Origin of the sequence: Tessaracoccus flavescens (assembly GCF_001998865.1) — a bacterium.
Classification (GTDB): Bacteria; Actinomycetota; Actinomycetes; order Propionibacteriales; family Propionibacteriaceae; genus Arachnia; species Arachnia flavescens.
This window is the reverse complement of sequence record NZ_CP019607.1, coordinates 1,884,184-1,902,215: the sequence shown is the minus strand read 5'-3', so window position 1 is coordinate 1,902,215 and position 18,032 is coordinate 1,884,184. Positions and strand designations below refer to the sequence as shown.

The following is an 18,032-nucleotide window of genomic DNA, read 5'->3' as shown; positions in this document are numbered from 1 at the left end:
CCACACCTCTCACTAGACGCCGTAACTCTACAGGATGTGTTGTTATCGACCCGCAGCCTCTGTTACGTTTTCTACATCTTGTAGAGATGAGGCAGCAGTGATCACCAACCCGGTCTGGCAATGGGTCTTCTCGGTCGTCTTCGTCGCGATCGCCGGATACCTCGCCTGGCGGGCGGTCGCCGACCGGCGGCGTCCACTGCAGACGATCGGCGACGTCCTCCATCTGCTCATGGCGCTCGTGATGGCGGCGATGGCGTGGCCGTGGTGGTACTCGCTCCCGTGGCTCGCCCAGTTGATCATCTTCGCCTTCTCCACGCTGTGGTTCCTCGCCGTCGGCCTCGGCCAGTGGCTCGGCCGGTTCGAGCCGGAACAACTCGGCTGCCATCCTGCATGGCACCAGCTGGTGCACGCCCTGATGATGGGCGCCATGACGTGGATGGTGGCCGTCATGCCGCCCGGGCACGGCGGCCACGGGGAGCACGCCATGCACACGATGGGGACGACCGCGACGGTGCTCGGCATCGTCGCGACCGCCCTGCTGTTCGTCGCCGCCGTCGTCCAACTGGTCGATGCCGCCCCAGAACTTCGTCGACGCGGCCTCACCCGCCACGTCGTCGACTCACTGGTGATGGTCGTCATGCTCATCGGCATGGGCGCCATGTGCTGGCTGATGATCTTCTGACCCTTCCGTCGATCTCTGACCCTTCGTCCCCTCCAGAGGAGCCCGACATGCCCACCCGACCCCGGATCCTGTGCACCCTCGCGGGCGCTCTCGCCCTCGCCGCCGGTCCCGCAGCGCTGGCCCAGGCCCACATCACCACCACCTCCGACTCCGCGGTCGCCGGCGCCTACACTGTCGTGAAGGTCGGCGTGCCACACGGCTGTGACGGGTCGTCGACGACCGCGATCGCGATCCAGATCCCCGAGGGGATCAACTCCGTCACCCCGACGCGCAATGCGTTCTACGACGTGGAGAAGGTGATGAAGAAGCTCGACGCTCCGATCACCGACCGGCACGGCAACGAGCTGAGCGAGCGGGTCGCCCAGATCGTCTACACCGCGAAGACGCCGCTCCCGCACGGTGAACGCGACGCCTTCGAACTGTCGATGCAACTGCCCGACGATGCCGGCGACACGACCCTCTACTTCCCCACCGTCCAGACCTGCGAGAAGGGCGGGTCGGCCTGGATCGAGATCCCGGCGGAGGGACAGGACCCGCACGACCTCGAGCTCCCTGCACCCTCCCTCGCCGTGTCCCCAGCGGCCGCGGCCGATGGCCACGGCGACCATGCCCACGCGGCGACCCCTTCCGCCGGGGAGATCCACCAGGGCCACGACTCGGGATCGACCTCGGAGCCTGCGCACGCCGACCACGACTCGGGACCGACCTCGGGGACGGAGCACGCCGACCACGAGGCGGCGACCGGGGTCCAGACCAGCGGGGAGCCGATCGGCATCGCCGCCATCATCATCGGCTCCCTTGGCCTGCTCGCCGGACTCCTGGCCTTCGTCACCCGGCGTCCCCGGGGCTGATGACCGGGCCGGCGACCGCGTGGTCAGGCTCTCGCCTTGAGCACTTATTCGAACTCGTTGCGCCGAGAGGGCCCGTCGGCACTCCAGGCAAGGAGGCGCGGCGACCCGAAGGGCGGCGCGACGGTTTCCATCGCCCGGTAGTGCCGAACCTCATTGCGAAGCCGGGCGGAATCTCTGGCCTGCTTGAAGATCGGTTCGCTCACCCGGTCAACCGCGCGTTCAGATCTGCACTGGCGCTGGCAGTCCGACGCCTGCCGGCTGCGACCCCGGGAGGGCCCTCAACCGCTCGGCCCGGACGAGGAAGCCTGCCTCGCCACTGGCCTCGGCCAGGCGCTCGAGTGCAACCGCCAACTGGGCGGCACCAGCCTGACGGGCGGCGACGTCGTCTGCGACGAGTTCGACGAGTATGATGGTCGCCTTCCGCAGGTCGCGACCTGCGGGGATGAACCGGGGAAGGCACGCGGCGTTCAGCTCGGCCAGCCGCACGAGCAGGCCGTGGCGGCCCCGCAGGTGCGCGTTCTCGTGGGCGAGCACCGCCCACAACTGGGCCGTCGACAGCGCCTCCTCCATCGCAGAGGAGACGAGGATCTCGGGGCGACGGCCCGGAACGGCCACCGCGACCGGGTGCTCCGACTCGAACCGCACCAGGGTGAAGGAGGACCGGTCCTGACGGGAGGTCGCGACCGGGTTCAGCCTGCGCAGTGAGCGCCGGTAGGAGTCGACCAGCGGCTCCGACGCGCCTGAGGCGAGGCCAATGGCCGCGGCAACGACGAGCACGCCGGTCCAGGCCGTCACCGTCGCGACCAGTGAGTGCGACGGTTCGGTCGCGGCTGCGATGGCGGCGAGGATCGAGGTCACGAACGCCGCGCCGGCCATCGCAACGCCCACCCCGAAGGCGCTGAACCACAACCCGAGCGCCAGGCGGGGACGAAACACCTGCCAGCGACCACCCGCGAGCAGGGACGGAGCGGCCAGCGCGAGCGCGACCGCACCGACGAGGAATCCGAGTGCGAGGAGCATCGTCACTTCCGCTTGGCCGCGAGGGCGTCGCGCAGGAAGGCGACGTCGGCGTCGTCGAGGTTGCCCGCGAAACGCAGAAGGACGGCGCGGCGGTCGTCGACCTCACCGAGGACGCCGAGCATGGCGTCGGAGGCGTGCTCTTCCGAGGTTTGGAGGGCGCTGAAGCGCACTTTCCGCGGGGACAGTTCCTCGCGGGCGACGAGTCCCTTCACCCTGAGCCGATCGAGGATGGTCAGCAGTGAGGTGTAGGCGGGTCGGGGCTCCTCGAAGAGCGCCTGGATGTCGCGGGCGCCGACGGGGCCGTCGAATCCGCGCAGGATCCGCAGCACCTGCGACTCGAGCTCACCAGGTTCGCGCGACCGTTTTCCCGCCATGGGCCCACCTCCTCTGCAGGAATGCTACGCCATGTAGAGATCCGAGTGTCGCGCGTTGGCAGCCGCGGGCGGCCGATCGGAGCACAGCTCTACAAGGAGCGCGACCGGCGCCACTATTGGCACGAACCGCGCTCACCGTAGAACTGTGCACGAGCCAACCCGGCCCGCAGACGCGCGCACAGACGAAACCGAGCCGGGCCACAGGAACGACCCACCCGCCCCTTCCGAGCACACATCTCAAGGAGCGCGACCGGCGCCACTATTGGCACAAACCTCGCTCACCATAGAACTGTGCACGAGCCTCCCCGAAACCCAGGCGGAGGAAGGACAGGAGTATCTTAGTCCACGACGACGATCCGTCGTCCAGCGGCGTGCGGTCCAGAGCTGTCTTGATGGGCCTGCCGGATCTCGTCGATGCCGTACATGCGGTCGACGACGGGCCGCAGCCGGCCTTCGCCCACCTGAGTCGCGAGCCAGGCAAGGTCGCGCCGCGATGGTCCCGCGGACAGCAGCCGGATCCGAGGTTCCCGCATGAGCGCCCCGGGCAACATTCGCAGCCACGCGTCCGCGGCTGTGCACACGATGCGCCCACTGCGATCCAGGGCGGACTGGTATGCCGTTGTGTCGACGCCCGCAGTGTCCAGGACGGCGGCGAACTGCCCGGGGATATCCGAAGGCCGGGTCTGTGCGTAGTCGTACACCTCCTGCGCACCGAGGTCGCGGCACGGGGCCATGTTGCTTTGACCGCAGATGGCGACCGGGACGGCGCCGAGGATTCCCGCGATCTGGATAGCGGCGGTGCCCACGCCTCCGCCTGCCCCCACGATCAGGACCCGGTCGCCGGGCAGTACACGCAGCGAATCCCGCAGGCATGCCAGGGCGGTCAATGCCGCGAGAGGGAGGGCCGCCAGCCCTGGGTCGAGGTCGCGGGTCGGCAGGACCGCGTACTGCTCACAGGTGAGGATCACAAACTCCGAAAGGGTGCCCCGACGCCGTAGCGGCTCCAGCCCGAGGCACCCCCACACGACCGCCCCCACCACGGTGTCGCCGATGCCGGCACCCACCTCGTCCACGATCCCCACGACGTCAAATCCAGTGCCCTTCGGGAACCCGAAGCCCTGCGTCCGGAGAATGCCCGCCCGAACCACGAGGTCTATCCGGTTGACCCCGACGGCCGCGACCCGGACTCTCACCTGGCCCACCCCGGCATGCTCGGCCGGCACGGTGTCGCGGATCAGGACGTCCGGGTCGCCGTACCGGTGGAACTGCACCGCCCAGCTGTCGCTGGTCACGGCGTACGACCCGTGATGGCACGCGTGATCGCGTGGGCCGCGATGAGGACCGGCACGATGAGTAAGGGTCCCGAGTCGACCGGGCGCAGAGGGACCCCATCGCGGGCGAGCTCGTGGCGAGCCCAGAGCCAATACGGGATAACCACCAGCGGGGTTGTTGCCGCGCCCGTGACGTATTTCCCTGAGAGCGCCGCAGCGGCCAGGTGCCCGATACCGTGCCATCCGAAGCCGCGCAGCACCGTCTGAAAGAACCATGACCGCCCCCCGCTACGGGCGCCGTCGAGCGCAGCAATCCCCATGAAGCCAGCCATCACAGCGATGGCCACGTTCATGTGGTGCTGGGAGAAGCCGTCACGGCGCAGATCCGCCGGGAGCGGCAGCCAGGTCGGCGCACGACGGACAAGCTCGCGCGAGCTGGCCGCAGCGGTGACCAGTTCCTCTGCGTCATGAACTGCCCACGCTAAGAACAGTCCCGCGCTGACCCACGTCGCCTTCGTCACGCGACCCACCCTTCTACTTTCGAAACCGTCGGTATCGTTGATACGATACTCAAGATAGCGTTAAACGTGACGGGTGACAATAGGAGGGCACATGCGAGAGCGTTCAGCGCCGCCGCTGACAGGTCGCCCGCGCGACCCCGAGGTCGACACACGGGTCCGCGACGCCACGTTGGCCCTCCTCATGGAGCGCGGATACTCCGGCCTGCGCATCGACGACGTGGCCCGGGCGTCCACGGTGGCGAAGAGCACGATCTACCGGCGCTGGCCGTCCCTCATGCTCCTGGTGCTCGACGTCGTAGAGGCTGCCCTCGGCCCGCGTCTCGTGCCGACATCAGACGACGTCGAAGCCGACCTCGCGGCGCTCCTGCGGATGTCCTACGCCTCATTGGTGAACAACCCCGTCGGATGGAGCCTCCCCAGCATCGGCATCGACCTGCTGCAGCAGCCGGAGCTCGGGGCCGAATACCGCCGCCGCATCATCGATCCGATTCGTGACCAGGCGGTCTCCCTGCTCCGGCGCGGCATCGCCGAGGGCCGCTTCGCGCCGACCGCGGAACCGGAGGCAATCTTCGACGCCGTAGCGGGCAGCATCATCTACCGCCGTATGATCGGCGAGCCGCCCGCGCCCTTGGAAACGCTGCTGCAATTTGTCCGCGCCGCCCTCCGGCCCTAACCACGCACGGAGCCTCGGGAAGGGCTACCCTCCAGCAGCCAGTACCGACAGCCGCGCGGTCAGACGAAGCTCTCGACCGGGCCAACCAATACTCGCTCATGCCGCGCCGCGCGCGGACGATCTTGCCGGAAACAGGAGTCGGTTTTCCGGCACCGCGAGCGGTCGATTCTGGCGACCGGTACTGCTGAGCCTGTTCGGGGGCCTATGGACGGCGCGGGTCGAATTTACGAAGAACCACTCACCGCGGCACCATCGCTACGGCTAGCCCTGGTCACGGGTCAGCGCTTATGTTACCCAGGCCGACGCACTCCTCGTGCCACGGGGTCGGCAGGTGGCGGGGCGGGTACGACCTCGGTCCCCACCTCTCGATATTCGCTAGAAATCTCTTGATTATCGATAGGCCGCTCGGGCATCGTCGTCCCCATGAACAAGGTCATTGCCTCCGTCCTCCAGGTTGGGATCGCCCTCGCGGTGCTCGCCTGCCTGTTCTTCCAGATCGTCGTTCTCCCCCAGGCCCTCGCCGACGAGGCTCGGCTCGATCCGTTCGTCGCGGCGCTCCACGGGCTGCTGTTGACGGTGACGATCCTCGGCCTCGTGTGCGTGGAGGTGATCCTCGTGGCGACGGCCGTCCTCGCGCAGCTCTCCAAGGGAGAGGGCATCTTCAGCCGCCGTGCCTTCGTCTGGGTCGACGTCATCATCGGCGCGCTCCTGGTCGGGGCCGCGCTGAGCCTCGTCCTGCTGGTCGGCGTCGCCGTCACACCGGTCGCCGATCTCGGCCCGGAGGCCGGTGACATGGTCGACGTCGGGCTGTACCTGCTCGGCCTCGCGGGAGCGGGAGCCGGCGTGGGGATCGCACTGCTGGTGTTCGTGCTGCGCAGCCTCCTGCGCCGGGCCGTCACCCTCCACGACGAACTGGCCGAGGTGGTCTGAGGTGGCCATCAAGGTCCAGCTCGACGTCCTGCTCGCCGAGCGGGGCATGTCGGTCGGCGACTTCGCCGAGGCGATCGGGCTGTCTCCCGCCAACGTGGCCGTGCTGAAGAACGGTCGCGCGAAGGCGGTCCGCTTCACCACGCTCGATGCCATCTGCCGGGTACTGGGCTGCTCCCCCGGTGACGTCATGGTCTGGGTTCCCGACGAGGAACTCAGCTGACGGTCCGCGGCGCCCGACCCATGAGCTTCAGCACTGCGCACATGGCCTTGTGCGCGCCGTCGGCCGCCGGGCCGAACATGAGCGGACAGCCGCCGTCGATCACCACGACGCCGTGCTCGCGCCCGTAGGCGACCGCCTCGTCGTCGACGCTGCCACCGTCGATCGAGCGGTGCATCCAGACCCTGCCGATGCCGAGCTCGACGGCCTCGCGCATCGTGTCGAGCGCCCGCTGCGGCGCGGTGCCGATCACGACGGCCTCGACGCCGTCGGGGACCGACCTGAGGTCCGGATAGGCCGGACGGCCCGCGATCTCGTCCGCGTTGGGGTTGATCGCGATCGCCTCGAACCCACGCTCGAGCAGCCGGTCGTAGACGACATTTGCACCGTGGCTGCCGGGCGTCCTCGACACCCCGGTCACCGCGATCCGCCTGCAGGCGAGGAACTCGGCTGCGGCCTCGTTGATCTTCATGGTTCATGGTCCGCCCGCACCGGCGCCGCCCCCGGATCGGGGTCGGCTAACCGGCGCGCGCCCAGGCCAGAGCGCAGTCGTCCACTCCACCGGCGGTGGCCGACTGGACGCCGGAGGACCGGGCTAGGCTCGTGGCATGCGGCAGTTCTCCGACGACGTGATCCAGCTCGATCGCGGACGGCTCCGTCCGATCCGGGAAGCAGACCTCGGCGACCTCACCGCGGCGTGCAACGACGAGGCGCTGCGCGAGTGGCTGCCCATCCCGATCCCCTACACCCTCGACGACGCCCGTGAGTTCGCCGTCGACTACGCCACCCGGCAGCTGGCCTCCGGGAAGGGCATCGAACGCGCGATCGAGTCGGGCGGACGATTGAGCGGGGTGATCGGGCTCAAGAACACCGACTGGGCCGTCGGTTCGACCGAGGCCGGCTACTGGCTGGCGCCCTGGGGGCGCGGCAAGGGGCTGATGACCACGGCCCTGATGGCGATGACGGACTGGTCGTTCCGGCAGGGCCTGCAGCGGGTCGAGGTGCACGTCGCGACCCGCAACCTCCCCTCTCTCGCCGTCGCGCTGCGCTCCGGCTTCCAGATCGAGGGGACGCTGAGGCAGGCGGCCCGGACGCACGGCGGTCTGGTGGACGTCTTGTCCCTCAGCCGCCTCGCGTCCGACCCGCCGCTGTGGTGATCAGGCGGTCGCCTCGGCCGCGTGCTTGGCGATGCTGTAGATCGCGCTCGGCTTCGCCCGGCTGCACGGCCTGAGGACCGACGAGGACCTGCGCCGCACCGTCGATCTGGCCACCGGGCTAGCCGCCCCCTTCGTGCATCGCGACGGCCACGGCCTGCAGCCGGGCCGGATCGCCGACGTCGTGCTCGTCGAGGCCGAGAACGTCCAGGACGCGCTGCTGAGGGGTCCACGTCGCGACGTGGTCGTGGCAGGCGGACGCGTGGTCGTCGACGGCGGCGAGCTGCTGCTTTAGAGCACCGAGCGGGTCGCGTGCACGAAAGGTTGAGTCACCGACCGCGTGGGGCCTGTTCTGCTCAATCGTCCAACCGTCGGGTCATCTGGATCCGCCTACCGACACCCGTGAGTCCGAGCCGGTGCTCCGTCTCCACCAGGCCGCGTTCGAAGGGGGTCGACGGCGTGCTCTCGGCGAAGCCGCACGTCGCGTAGAACGGGGCGTTGAACGCCACCTCTGCGAACGTGCGGAGCGTCACCGCACGGTGACCACGCCGACGCGCCTCTGCCACGGCCGCCTCCACGAGCGCACGCCCGACCCCGCGTCGGCCATGCTCCGGCAGCACCGACACCTGTTCGAGGTGGGCGGCGCCGTCGACCTCCAGCAGCTGGGCGAAACCGATGATCTGGCCGTCGACCTCCGCCACGAGCGTGAACCCGGGCGCGCCGGCGCGCTGCTCAGCGGTGGCTGCGGGCGGCCACGACGCCGGCTTGAGCGACCCGACGAGCAACCGGTCGGCCGCCTGCTCAATGCGGGAGGTGGGCGGCGAAGTCCCCGGGCCCGGCGATCCTGATCATGGGCACCATGGAACCACTCCACAGCGGCCGCTCAACCGGGTCGGCGCCGTTTGTACTCCGAAGACGGCTGCTGCCATAGTGAAGCCACCCCGTTTGAGAAGGTGCCAGCGTTGACACTGAACAACATGGAGATCGCACAACAGGCGATCCCACTTCCCATCTCGACCATCGCCGAGCGCCTCGGCATCTGCGCCGAGCAGATCGAGCCATACGGCCGGTTCAAGGCGAAGATCCCACTCAACGTCCTTGAGGCGCGACCGTACCGACGCGAGGGCCGACTAGTGCTGGTGACCGCCGTCTCGCCGACGCCTGCCGGTGAGGGCAAGACGACCACCACCGTCGGCCTTGGCGACGCCTTGACCCGGCTGGGCGAGAAGGCGATGCTGTGCCTGCGCGAGCCTGCCCTCGGACCGGTGTTCGGGATGAAGGGCGGTGCCGCGGGCGGCGGCTATGCCCAAGTGATCCCGATGGAGGACATCAACCTCCATTTCACCGGCGACTTCCCCGCGATCGCGGCCGCCAACAACCTGCTGGCCGCGATGATCGACAACCACATCTTCCACGGCAACGCGCTCGGCATCGATCCACGACGGGTGACCTGGCGCCGCGTCCTCGACGTCAACGACCGGACGCTGCGCGACATCGTGACGGGGCTCGGCGGGATCAACAACGGCCTGCCCCGCGAAGCCGGCTTCGACATCGTCCCGGCGAGCGAGGTGATGGCCGTGTTCTGCCTCGCCACCTCGCTGGCCGACCTGCGCGACCGGCTCGGCAACATCGTGATCGGGCGAACCTACGACAAGCGCCCCGTCCTTGCCCGCAACCTCAAGGCGCACGGGGCGATGGCCGCGCTGCTGCGCGACGCGCTCGCCCCGAACCTCGTCCAGACGATGGAGCACACGCCCGCGTTCGTGCACGGAGGACCGTTCGCCAACATCGCCCACGGCACCAACACCGTCATCGCGACGCAGGCCGCGCTCGGCCTGGCCGACTGGGTGGTCACGGAAGCCGGTTTCGGCGCCGATCTCGGCGCGGAGAAGTACTTCGACATCGTCTGCCGCCGCTACGGGCTACGGCCGGCGGTGTCGGTGGTAGTGACGACGGTGCGGGCCATGAAGTACCACGGCGGCGTCGAGGTGGCCGACCTGACGGCGCCCGACGTCACCGCCGTCCGACGGGGCCTCGTCAACCTCGAGCGGCACGTCGAGACGCTGCGCGAGGTCTTCGGCCAGAAGGTCGTCGTCGCGATCAACCACCGGGCCGAGGATGCGCCCGACGAGGTCGACACAATCCTCGAGGCCGCCGCCGCGATGGGGGTGCGCGCCGTCGAGGCGCGCCACTTCGCCGAGGGTGGCGCCGGAGCCGAGGACCTCGCCCGCGCGGTGCTGGAGGTGGCCTCCGACGATCCCGCTGAGCCGACCTACGCCTACCCACTCGACGGGTCCCTATGGGATAAGCTGCGCGACGTCGCCTCGAAGGTCTACCGGGCGAAGGACATCAACGCGAGCGCCGCCATCCGACGCACCCTGCGCCAACTCGAGGACGAGGGCTTCGGGGAGCTTCCGGTCTGCGTCGCGAAGACGCAGTACTCGTTCTCGACCGACCCGAAACTGAGGGGCGCACCCGAGGGCCACATCGTCGACGTCCGCGAGGTGAGGTTGAGCGCGGGCGCGGAGTTCGTGGTCATGGTGTGCGGGTCGATCATGACGATGCCCGGACTCCCGGCCCGGCCATCAGCCGAGTCGATCGATGTGCTCCCGGACGGGTCCATCGTCGGCCTGTTCTGACGCCTCAGCACTTCCACAGGTCAGGCGCCTGCCTCCTGGCGGCGCACCATCTCGGCGATCCAGGTCGGCGCGAAGGGTGAGGTGCAGTTCGGCGGCGTCGGATAGTCCTTCAGCACCTCGAGCCGCTCGCCGATGGCCACCGCGCGGTCCCGCAGCGCGGGCGCGTGGATGCCGATGTAGGCAAGCGTCATGTTCATCGCCCACTGCAGGCGCTCCGGGGCGTCCTTCAATTCCGCCTCGATCGTGTCGAGCAGGGCCTCGAGGTCCAGCCCCTCGGGCTTCTTCGCCACGCGCTCCGAAGTCAGGGCCCAGCCGGCGCTCGCGACCACCGGATCCGCGTCCTCGAGCCAGGCCGTGCGGAGGTCCTCCGCGTGCCTTGACTTCTTGACGACGTAGTTGACCAGCCAGTCATGCACCTTCGGCGTCCGCGATGAGCGCAGCATCGCGTCCAGCTCGTCGCGTTCGAACTCCTTCGGGCGGCCGATCAGGGTGGCGAGCAGCCTCGCCTCCGTGACGTCGGTCGCCCAGAGCTCGCGGGCCAGTGCGGTGTCCATGCCCAACCGCTTCGCGACGGCCCTGAGCTTCGTCAGGTTCACGGCATGGTCGTCGCCGTGGCGGGCGTTGACCTCCAGGATCTTCGGTTCCGCGAGGGACCTCAGTTCCTCGAGGATCTCGGGCACCGTCGACTCGGCCATGGCTCTTCCTTCCGTTGCGCAGGGCACAAGCCTAGGCGCCTCGCTGCGGCTGAGGAACGTCGCTCAGCGGGCGAAGACGGCGGTCGCGGCGAGCGTGGCGATCACCGTCAGCACGATCGCGACCGCCGCGGCGACCCCGAACCGGACGGCCCGGCTGCGGTGCCAGGGGACGGCGCCGATGGCCGCGAACCAGGCGGCGGCCATCAGGAGCGAGCCCAGGAGCACCCCACCGAGTGAGGGATCGGAGATGCGGCCGAACCCGCCGCCCGAACAGCCGCTGACCCCACACCAGTTGAGCGTCATCCAGAACATGGCCCCGAAGGTGACCGCGACGGCGAGCGGCACGGTCCAGATCAGGTGCAGCGCGGCCCGTGGGCGCAGGTTATCTGCTGGTTCGGTCATGGAACAACGCTACGACGACACTCATACATAGTCCCCGCGAACGAAGGGGCCGTACCTCACATACTTTTCCCCGGGAAACAGTGACCGGCCACGATGGGGTGTGGAGGTTGGAGAGAAGCTGTCGATGGCAGCCCGAGTCGAGATCACGAAGAAGTACGCCAAGGCCTATGCCGCGGCCCCGAAGAAGGGCAAGTCCCAGATCCTCGACCACGTGGTCGAGATCACCGGCTGGAACCGTGACCATGCCCGCCAGCAGTTGGTGGCCCGGTTGAAACAGGCCCCGGGACGGGCCACCGCGACGGTCGCGGTGATCGATCGGCGCAAGACCAAGGCGTGTAAGTACTCCTACGACGCCAGGCTGATCCTGCAGCGGGTATGGGCGGCCTCGGGGGGCAGCTGCGGGCAGTACCTCGCCGCATCCATGAGCGATCTGATCGATGCGATGGAAGCCGAAGGCGAACTGGTGCCTAGCCAGGACCGTTACAGCGCCGAGGTCAGGGCCGAGCTGGAATCGATGTCGGCGGCCACGATCGACCGGTACCTCGCACCGGCGCGGGCGAAGGACCCGATCCGAGGAAAGACCGCCACCAAGCCCGGCAGCCTGCTACGAAACTCGATCACCGTGCGTAAAGCCGGTGACGAGGTCGAAGCCGAACCCGGGTTCTTCGAAGTCGACACCGTGGCCCACTGCGGCCCCACGCTGAAGGGCGAGTTCGCCCGCAGCGTGAACTTCACCGACATGCACACCGGCTGGAGCTTCACCTACTCCATCCGCAACAACGCCCACCTCCACATCCGGACCGCGTTCGACCACTTCATCGCCCAGGTCCCGTTCGCGGTCACCGGGATCGATTGTGACAACGGCTCGGAGTTCATCAACCACGACCTGATCGGCTGGGCCGGCCAACGAGAGGTGTTCTTCACCCGGTCGCGGCCTTACAAGAAAAACGATCAAGCCACCATCGAATCGAAGAACAACCACCTCGTGCGCCGCTACGGCTTCTACCACCGCTACGACACCGCCACCGAACTCGCGTTACTCAACCAGCTATGGCCGCTGGTCAACGACCGGCTCAACTTCTTCACCCCCACGAAGAAACCCGAAGGCTGGGCCACCGACACCGTAGGGCGCCGCAAACGCCTCTACGACAAGCCACGCTCCCCCTACCAGAGGCTCCTGGCCGCCGGGGTCCTCAACCCCGCCCAGGAAACAGAACTAGCCGCCTACAAGGCCACCCTCAAACCCGTCGCAATGCAACGACGCATCACCGAGATCCAACAGGAGCTCACCCGACTCGCAGGCCGAAAGACAGCCCGTCTCGAACAACACATCGCATGGAAGGCACCCGACCCCGCCGGCCTCAAAACCCGGGCCAGCTAACCCTTGTTTTCGCGGGGAAAAATATCTGAGGTAAGGCCTACCATTTCGCGGGGACTTGACAGTGAGGTACCACGCGCTACGGCGGACCCGGTTCACGCCGGCGGGCGAACCCGTTCGGCGTGCTTGAGCCTCGCCCGGAGGTGGCGTAGCTCCGCCTCGTTCCCACACAGGTCGATCGCGCGACGGTAGGCCTCGACCGCATCGTCGCGCCGACCGGCGCGGATCAGCAGTTCTGCGCGGACGGCGGGCACGCGGTGGGACGTGGGCAGCGCCGCCTCGAGCCCTTCGAGCAGCGCGAGGCCCGCGCCGGCGCCGTCGGCCCAGGCGACGGCGACCGCCCGGTTCAGCCTGACCACCGGCGAGCGGGTCAGCGCCTCCAAGTGGGCGTAGTGCCGCGCGATCCCCGGCCAGTCGGTCGCGTCGGGATGGGGTGCGCTGGCGTGTTCGGAGGCGATCAGCGCCTGGAGTCGGAACTCCTCCGCCCGCCCGGTCGACGGGGCCAGGTCGGCCAGCAGCCGAAGCCCCTCGTCGATCTCGTCCTGCCGCCAGCGCCCCCTGTCCTGATCCTCCAGCAGGACGAGCCGTCCTTCCGGGTCGGTGCGGGCGTCGCGGCGCGAGTGCTGCAGCAGCATCAGCGCGAGCAGGGGTTGCAGCGTCTCGGGGCGGTCGGCCCGGGGCAGCCGGGCGAGCAGGCGCGCGAGTCGGATCGCCTCCCCTGCCAGGTCGGCCCGGACGACCAGGTCGCCGTCAGCGGGGGCGTAGCCGGCGGTGAAGGTGAGGTGGAGAACCTCGACGGCCAACCCGGCTCGGCGGCGCAGCTCTACCCGGTCGGGCTCGTCCAGGTCGGGCAGCCCGGCGGCCAGCCGCCGTTTGGCACGGGTGAGCCGTGCGGCCGTCGTGGCCTCCTGTTCGAGGAAGAGGCGGGCGATGCTCGAAGTGGGGAGGCCGAGGGCCAGCCGCAGCGCGAGGCTGGCCTGGGCATGGGGGCTGAGCCCCGGCTGACAGGCGAGCAGGAGCAGCCGCAGCTCCGGGTCCTGCGCCTGCTCCGACCCCGTGGGAGGTGGTTCGGCGAGGCGCCCGAGGGCGGCGCGGCGCGTCGACTCCCGCCTGCGCAGGTCGATCGCTCTGCGGTTCGCCGCGGTGAACAGCCAGGCGGCCGGGTTCGTCGGTTCCCCGTCAACCGGCCAGCGTTCCGCCGCCGCAGCGTAGGCCTCCGCGAGCGCCTCCTCCGCGAGGTCGACGTCGCGATGGCGACGCGTGAGCAGGACGAGCAACCTGCCCCACTCACGGCGCCACGCCTCGGGGTCGAGCGTCACCCGACGCTGGTGTCAACGGACCGGATCTCCATCACGTACGCGGGCAGCACCGCGAGCAGCTCGACAAGCGTGTCCCGGTCGGGGGCCTCGATCAGGTAGAACCCGCCGATCAGCTCGGTGCCCTCCGCGAACGGCCCCTCGGTCACCGCCGGCAGGCCGTCCCGCTTGGCGAAGACGAAGGGGTCGTCGGCCAGCGCTTCGCCCGCGACGATCCGGCACCCCTCGCGGGACCCGACGGCTTCGTCGAAGCGCTGGTGCTCAAGCATCCACGTTGCCTGCTCCTCCTCGCTGAGGTCGTTCCAGTTGACGTCATCGACGTAGTCGACAAGGAGAACGACGAACTTCATGGCGGTTCCTCTCGTTGCGCGGCAGGGCTTCATCCTCGCCGCTGTACCTCCATGACGGGCGGACGGAGCAGGAATCGACACCGGATCGCAGGAATCCTGGCGGGAGCGGGTAAGGCACGACCACCCTCTTGGCGAGAGGCTGCCCCGGTAGGCTTGCCCCACCTGATTAGAGGAGAAGCCTAATGTCCGAGCCCCTTGCCCCGCTGCTCGTCTCGTCCGAGTCGATCGCCTCTGACGATCCCTATGACGTCATCCTGACCAACATCGAGGTGGTCAACGCGCTCGCCGAACTGCTCGCCCCGGACGAGCTGGTCCAGGACGCGCTGGTCAGCTACTACACCGACTTCTACCAGGCGCAGGTCGCCAATGGCGGCTTCGCACAGTTCGTCTTCAACAGCGGCTGGTCGCCGCTCGTGGTCGACGCGGTCGCGGCGGGCCTCGAGGCGATGGAGGCTCCCCGGCACGCGGCCGTGTTCGCGCAGGCCCGCGCCGCCGTCGACGCGTTGAGCGAGGACGAGCTGCAGGAGTTCTTCGAGAGCGAGCTGTTCGGCGAGAACGAGACAAGGGATCGACTCGACGCAGCGGCAGAGGGCTTCGACGACGCCGAGGACGACCTCGTGCTGCGCAACTCGGCGTTCCTGCGCAGCCGCCCGGATCTGGTCGTGCTGCCCGAGGCGGAGCTGGGCGAGGCGATCGAGCAGGTCTTCGCCGCGCTGCCCGACCGCGCCGAGCGCGAGGAGGCCCTCGACAACATGCCGCAGCCCGACTACGTCCAGCTCATCGAGGCGCTGTGCGAGGCCTCCGGCCAGGACCTCGACCGGATCACCGCGGGCTCACCCTCGGGCGACGGTTCGGTCATCTGGTACTTCCTCACCGACAAGGGACTCCACTTCTACAAGGTGATCGGGGACGAGGCCGTCATGTTCGACGGCGAGACCGAAGAGGAGCGGGCGCGGGTCAACGTCGCCGAGGTCGTCACTCCCGTGGGCTGAGCAACGGCGAGAGGGTCTCGACCCACACGTCGTGGCCGAGCTTGACGATCAACGCCCCGGCCACGACGAGGAACACCACGCGCACGAAGCCGGTGCCCTTGGCGATCGCCGTCCGCGATCCCAGATAGCTGCCCGCAACGTTCGCCGCCGCGAGGCAGAGTCCGAGCCCCCAGACCACGGCGCCGGTTGGGACGAACAGCGCGAGCGCGCCCAGGTTGGTCGCGAAGTTCACGATCTTCGCCTTCGCGCTGGAGGCGATGAAGTCGTAGCCCACGACGCTCACCAACGCGATGACGAGGAACGTGCCCGTTCCCGGGCCGAGCATGCCGTCGTAGAAGCCGATCACGATGCCGAGGGCGCAGGCCACGACGAGGTGGCGTCTGCCTGTGAAGCGCAGCGATGTCGCAGCGCCGAGCTTGGGGCGGACGGCGACGAACACCGCGACCGCGGCGAGGGCGACCACGATGATCGGCTTGAACACCTCGGTCGGCAGCACCGTCGCGACGGCGGCCCCGCCGAAGCTGCCCGCCAGCGCGAGTCCCGCCATGGGGAGCGCGGTCCTGAGGTCGGGTTTGACCCGTCGGTAATAGGTGAGACTGCTCGTCGCGGTGCCCGCGATGGAGGCGAGCTTGTTGGTGGCAAGAGCCTGGACGGGCGCGAGCTGGGGAACCAGCAGGAGCGCAGGCAGCTGGATCAGACCCCCGCCGCCGACCACTGCGTCGATCCAGCCCGCCGCGAAGGCGGCGAGCACGAGCAGCGCGATCGTCTCGAGTCCGACCCCGTCGGGGAGCCAGGCGTCGAGCAGGAGCATGGCGTCAATCTACGCCACCGTCGCCCGGCGGCTAGGGACGGCGGCCGGAGAGCGCCAGGCCCGCGGCCCGACCGGAGAAGATGCATCCGCCAAGGAACGTGCCCTCGAGCGCGTTGTAGCCGTGCACTCCCCCGCCCCCGAAGCCGGCGACCTCGCCCGCGGCATACAGCCCAGGGACCGGCTCGCCGTCTGCGCCGAGCACCTGCGAGTCGAGGTTGGTCTGCAGCCCACCCAGGGTCTTGCGCGACAAGATGTTGAGCCGGACCCCGATCAGCGGGCCGTGTGCCGGGTCGAGGATCCGGTGCGGCCTGGCGACCCGGATCAGCTTGTCAGTGGCCGACTTCCTGGCGTTGTGGATCACCATCGCCTGGATGTCCTTCGAGAAGGGGTTGTCCAGCTCGCGGTCGCGTGCGACGATCTGCGCCTCGATCGCCGAGGCGTCGAGCTCCGGGCCGCGGCTGATCTCGTTCATCTTCGCGACGAGTTCTGGCAGCGTGTCGGCGACCACGAAGTCGACGCCGTGCTCCTTGAACGCCTCGACCGGGCCGGGCGCGCCCTTCGCGAGCCGCGTCCGCACCAGGTAGCCGACGTCGCGCCCCGTGAGGTCGGGGTTCTGTTCCGAGCCCGAGAGCGCGAACTCCTTCTCGATGATCGACTGCGTCAGCACGAACCACGAGTAGTCGTGCCCGGTGGCGAGAATCTGCGTCATGGCTCCGATCGAGTCGGCGCCGGGCACCCCGGACATGCCGCGCAGACGCTCGTCGTTGGCGTCGAACCACATCGACGACGGTCCGGGCAGAATCCGGATCGCATGGTGGGGCCAGACGGGGTCCCATGGTGGGGCCAGACGGGGTCCCAGTTGTGCACGCCCTCGGTGTAGGCCCACATCCGGTCGCGGTTGACGATGCGCCCGCCCGCCCGTTCGGTGATCTCCAACATCCTGCCGTCGACGTGGGCGGGGACGCCGCTGATCAGGTGCGACGGCGCCGGCCCGACCCGGTCTGTGGGCCAGTTGCGCCGCATCAGCTCGTGATTGTGGCCGATTCCTCCGGAGGTGACCACGACGCTGCCCGCCCTGAGCTCGAAACCGTCGACCACCTCGCGCGACGATGACACCCCGCGGGGCGAGTCGTCCGGGGCGAGCACCGACCCGCGCACCCCGACGACGGCGCCGTCCTCCACGATCAGCTCATCCACCCGGTGCCGGAACCGCAGCTCGAGATGGCCGGCGCGCCTGTCCTCCTCGACGGCATCGGCGAACAGCTCGACGATCCGCGGACCCGTGCCCCAGGTGATGTGGAAGCGGGGCACGGAGTTGCCGTGGCCCAGGGCGGATCCGGCACCGCGTTCGGCCCAGCCGACGAACGGCACCGCATGCCAGCCGCGGGAGCGCAGGTACGCGCGCTTCCCGTCGGCCGCCCACTCGACGTAGGCCCGCGCCCAGCGCGAAGCCCAGCTGTCCTCGTCGTCGAGCCGGTCGAACTGCGCTGAGCCCTGCCAGTCCTGCCAGGCCAACTCGGGCGAATCTCGGATCCCCATCCGCCGCTGCTCGGGGCTGTCGACCAGGAAGATCCCGCCGAGCGACCAGAACGCCTGTCCGCCCAGGTTGTGTTCGTTCTCCTGATCGAGGATCAGCACGCGGTTGCGGCCCCCGGCGCAGGCCTCGGTTGCGGCGACGAGTCCGGCGAGCCCCGCCCCGACGATCACGACGGCGGCGTCGATGTCCAACTGGTCCTCCTTGACCGCGGCCCCACCG

Annotated in this window: 21 protein-coding genes and 2 pseudogenes; 10 read left to right on the top strand and 13 right to left on the bottom strand. The window is 69.2% G+C overall.

Features of this window, described 5'->3' with window-relative positions; translation table 11 throughout:
* Window positions 1-97 precede the first annotated feature (97 nt).
* Window positions 98-682: a DUF5134 domain-containing protein gene (locus BW733_RS09035; protein ID WP_161490193.1), complete on the top strand. Its 585-nt coding sequence runs from the start codon at window positions 98-100 to the stop codon at window positions 680-682.
* 47 nt (window positions 683-729) lie between these two features.
* Entirely contained in the window at window positions 730-1,533 is an 804-nt protein-coding gene (locus BW733_RS09030) for a YcnI family copper-binding membrane protein (RefSeq protein WP_077349819.1), read from the top strand.
* A 219-nt stretch (window positions 1,534-1,752) separates the two neighbouring features.
* On the opposite strand, the gene BW733_RS09025 is transcribed toward BW733_RS09030, so the two are convergent.
* The 4 genes from BW733_RS09025 to BW733_RS09010 form a co-directional block, all read right to left on the bottom strand.
* Window positions 1,753-2,553, bottom strand: a complete 801-nt coding sequence (locus tag BW733_RS09025; RefSeq protein WP_077349817.1) for a M56 family metallopeptidase — start codon at window positions 2,551-2,553, stop codon at window positions 1,753-1,755.
* Window positions 2,554-2,555: 2 nt separating this feature from the next.
* Complete coding sequence (locus tag BW733_RS09020; RefSeq protein WP_077349815.1) at window positions 2,556-2,927, bottom strand: BlaI/MecI/CopY family transcriptional regulator; 372 nt, start codon at window positions 2,925-2,927, stop codon at window positions 2,556-2,558.
* Window positions 2,928-3,265: 338 nt separating this feature from the next.
* Window positions 3,266-4,219 carry a zinc-binding dehydrogenase gene (locus tag BW733_RS09015; RefSeq protein ID WP_077349813.1) on the bottom strand — a complete coding sequence of 318 codons (954 nt, stop codon included), beginning with the start codon at window positions 4,217-4,219 and terminating at the stop codon, window positions 3,266-3,268.
* Window positions 4,216-4,719 (bottom strand): HXXEE domain-containing protein, encoded by a 504-nt coding sequence (locus BW733_RS09010; protein ID WP_161490192.1) that lies wholly within the window; start codon window positions 4,717-4,719, stop codon window positions 4,216-4,218. The genes BW733_RS09015 and BW733_RS09010 overlap by 4 nt, the downstream gene beginning before the upstream one ends.
* Window positions 4,720-4,810: 91 nt before the next feature.
* On the opposite strand from BW733_RS09010, the gene BW733_RS09005 reads away from it, so the two are divergent.
* The 3 genes from BW733_RS09005 to BW733_RS08995 all read left to right on the top strand — a co-directional run bounded on the left by BW733_RS09005 (window position 4,811) and on the right by BW733_RS08995 (window position 6,542).
* Window positions 4,811-5,392, top strand: coding sequence for a TetR/AcrR family transcriptional regulator (locus BW733_RS09005; protein ID WP_077349809.1), 582 nt, complete (start codon window positions 4,811-4,813; stop codon window positions 5,390-5,392).
* 423 nt (window positions 5,393-5,815) lie between these two features.
* Entirely contained in the window at window positions 5,816-6,322 is a 507-nt protein-coding gene (locus BW733_RS09000; protein ID WP_077349807.1) for a DUF2975 domain-containing protein, read from the top strand.
* A 1-nt stretch (window position 6,323) separates the two neighbouring features.
* Window positions 6,324-6,542: a helix-turn-helix domain-containing protein gene (locus BW733_RS08995; RefSeq protein WP_077349805.1), complete on the top strand. Its 219-nt coding sequence runs from the start codon at window positions 6,324-6,326 to the stop codon at window positions 6,540-6,542.
* Here BW733_RS08995 and BW733_RS08990 read toward each other — a convergent pair.
* A complete protein-coding gene (locus tag BW733_RS08990; RefSeq protein WP_077349803.1) occupies window positions 6,535-7,011 on the bottom strand; it encodes a CoA-binding protein in 477 nt (158 codons plus the stop codon). The genes BW733_RS08995 and BW733_RS08990 overlap by 8 nt on opposite strands.
* A gap of 136 nt (window positions 7,012-7,147) precedes the next feature.
* Between BW733_RS08990 and BW733_RS08985 the strand changes: the two genes are divergently transcribed.
* Window positions 7,148-7,696 (top strand): GNAT family N-acetyltransferase, encoded by a 549-nt coding sequence (locus tag BW733_RS08985; RefSeq protein WP_077349801.1) that lies wholly within the window; start codon window positions 7,148-7,150, stop codon window positions 7,694-7,696.
* Between the two features lie 133 nt (window positions 7,697-7,829).
* The gene (locus tag BW733_RS18600; protein ID WP_179947109.1) at window positions 7,830-7,988 is read left to right on the top strand and encodes a hypothetical protein; all 159 of its coding nucleotides are present in this window, start codon (window positions 7,830-7,832) and stop codon (window positions 7,986-7,988) included.
* 61 nt (window positions 7,989-8,049) lie between these two features.
* On the opposite strand, the gene BW733_RS08975 is transcribed toward BW733_RS18600, so the two are convergent.
* Window positions 8,050-8,478, bottom strand: a complete 429-nt coding sequence (locus tag BW733_RS08975) for a GNAT family N-acetyltransferase (RefSeq protein ID WP_237268132.1) — start codon at window positions 8,476-8,478, stop codon at window positions 8,050-8,052.
* Between the two features lie 192 nt (window positions 8,479-8,670).
* Between BW733_RS08975 and BW733_RS08970 the strand changes: the two genes are divergently transcribed.
* Window positions 8,671-10,332, top strand: a complete 1,662-nt coding sequence (locus BW733_RS08970; protein WP_077349799.1) for a formate--tetrahydrofolate ligase — start codon at window positions 8,671-8,673, stop codon at window positions 10,330-10,332.
* Window positions 10,333-10,352: 20 nt separating this feature from the next.
* Here BW733_RS08970 and BW733_RS08965 read toward each other — a convergent pair whose 3' ends face one another.
* Window positions 10,353-11,027 (bottom strand): DNA alkylation repair protein, encoded by a 675-nt coding sequence (locus BW733_RS08965; protein ID WP_077349797.1) that lies wholly within the window; start codon window positions 11,025-11,027, stop codon window positions 10,353-10,355.
* A 63-nt stretch (window positions 11,028-11,090) separates the two neighbouring features.
* Window positions 11,091-11,429 carry a hypothetical protein gene (locus tag BW733_RS08960; RefSeq protein ID WP_077349795.1) on the bottom strand — a complete coding sequence of 113 codons (339 nt, stop codon included), beginning with the start codon at window positions 11,427-11,429 and terminating at the stop codon, window positions 11,091-11,093.
* Between the two features lie 124 nt (window positions 11,430-11,553).
* Here BW733_RS08960 and BW733_RS08950 point away from each other — a divergent pair, with 124 nt between their 5' ends.
* Window positions 11,554-12,810, top strand: a complete 1,257-nt coding sequence (locus BW733_RS08950; protein ID WP_152024495.1) for an integrase catalytic domain-containing protein — start codon at window positions 11,554-11,556, stop codon at window positions 12,808-12,810.
* A 92-nt stretch (window positions 12,811-12,902) separates the two neighbouring features.
* Here the strand turns inward: BW733_RS08950 and BW733_RS08945 are convergent, their stop codons facing one another.
* Window positions 12,903-14,126, bottom strand: coding sequence for an RNA polymerase sigma factor (locus tag BW733_RS08945; RefSeq protein WP_077349793.1), 1,224 nt, complete (start codon window positions 14,124-14,126; stop codon window positions 12,903-12,905).
* Complete coding sequence (locus tag BW733_RS08940) at window positions 14,123-14,473, bottom strand: YciI family protein (RefSeq protein ID WP_161490191.1); 351 nt, start codon at window positions 14,471-14,473, stop codon at window positions 14,123-14,125. Before BW733_RS08940 ends, BW733_RS08945 begins: the two co-directional genes overlap by 4 nt.
* Window positions 14,474-14,655: 182 nt before the next feature.
* Here BW733_RS08940 and BW733_RS08935 point away from each other — a divergent pair, with 182 nt between their 5' ends.
* The gene (locus BW733_RS08935; protein WP_077349789.1) at window positions 14,656-15,465 is read left to right on the top strand and encodes a DMP19 family protein; all 810 of its coding nucleotides are present in this window, start codon (window positions 14,656-14,658) and stop codon (window positions 15,463-15,465) included.
* On the opposite strand, the gene BW733_RS08930 is transcribed toward BW733_RS08935, so the two are convergent.
* From BW733_RS08930 to BW733_RS19355, 3 genes and pseudogenes are all read right to left on the bottom strand, one after another.
* Window positions 15,449-16,276, bottom strand: coding sequence for a TSUP family transporter (locus tag BW733_RS08930; protein ID WP_077349787.1), 828 nt, complete (start codon window positions 16,274-16,276; stop codon window positions 15,449-15,451). The genes BW733_RS08935 and BW733_RS08930 overlap by 17 nt on opposite strands.
* A gap of 31 nt (window positions 16,277-16,307) precedes the next feature.
* Window positions 16,308-17,252: pseudogene (locus BW733_RS19360) on the bottom strand (FAD-binding protein); the annotation flags it as partial.
* Window positions 17,165-17,983, bottom strand: a pseudogene (locus BW733_RS19355) (FAD-binding protein); the annotation flags it as partial. The pseudogenes BW733_RS19355 and BW733_RS19360, both read right to left, overlap by 88 nt.
* Window positions 17,984-18,032 lie beyond the last annotated feature (49 nt).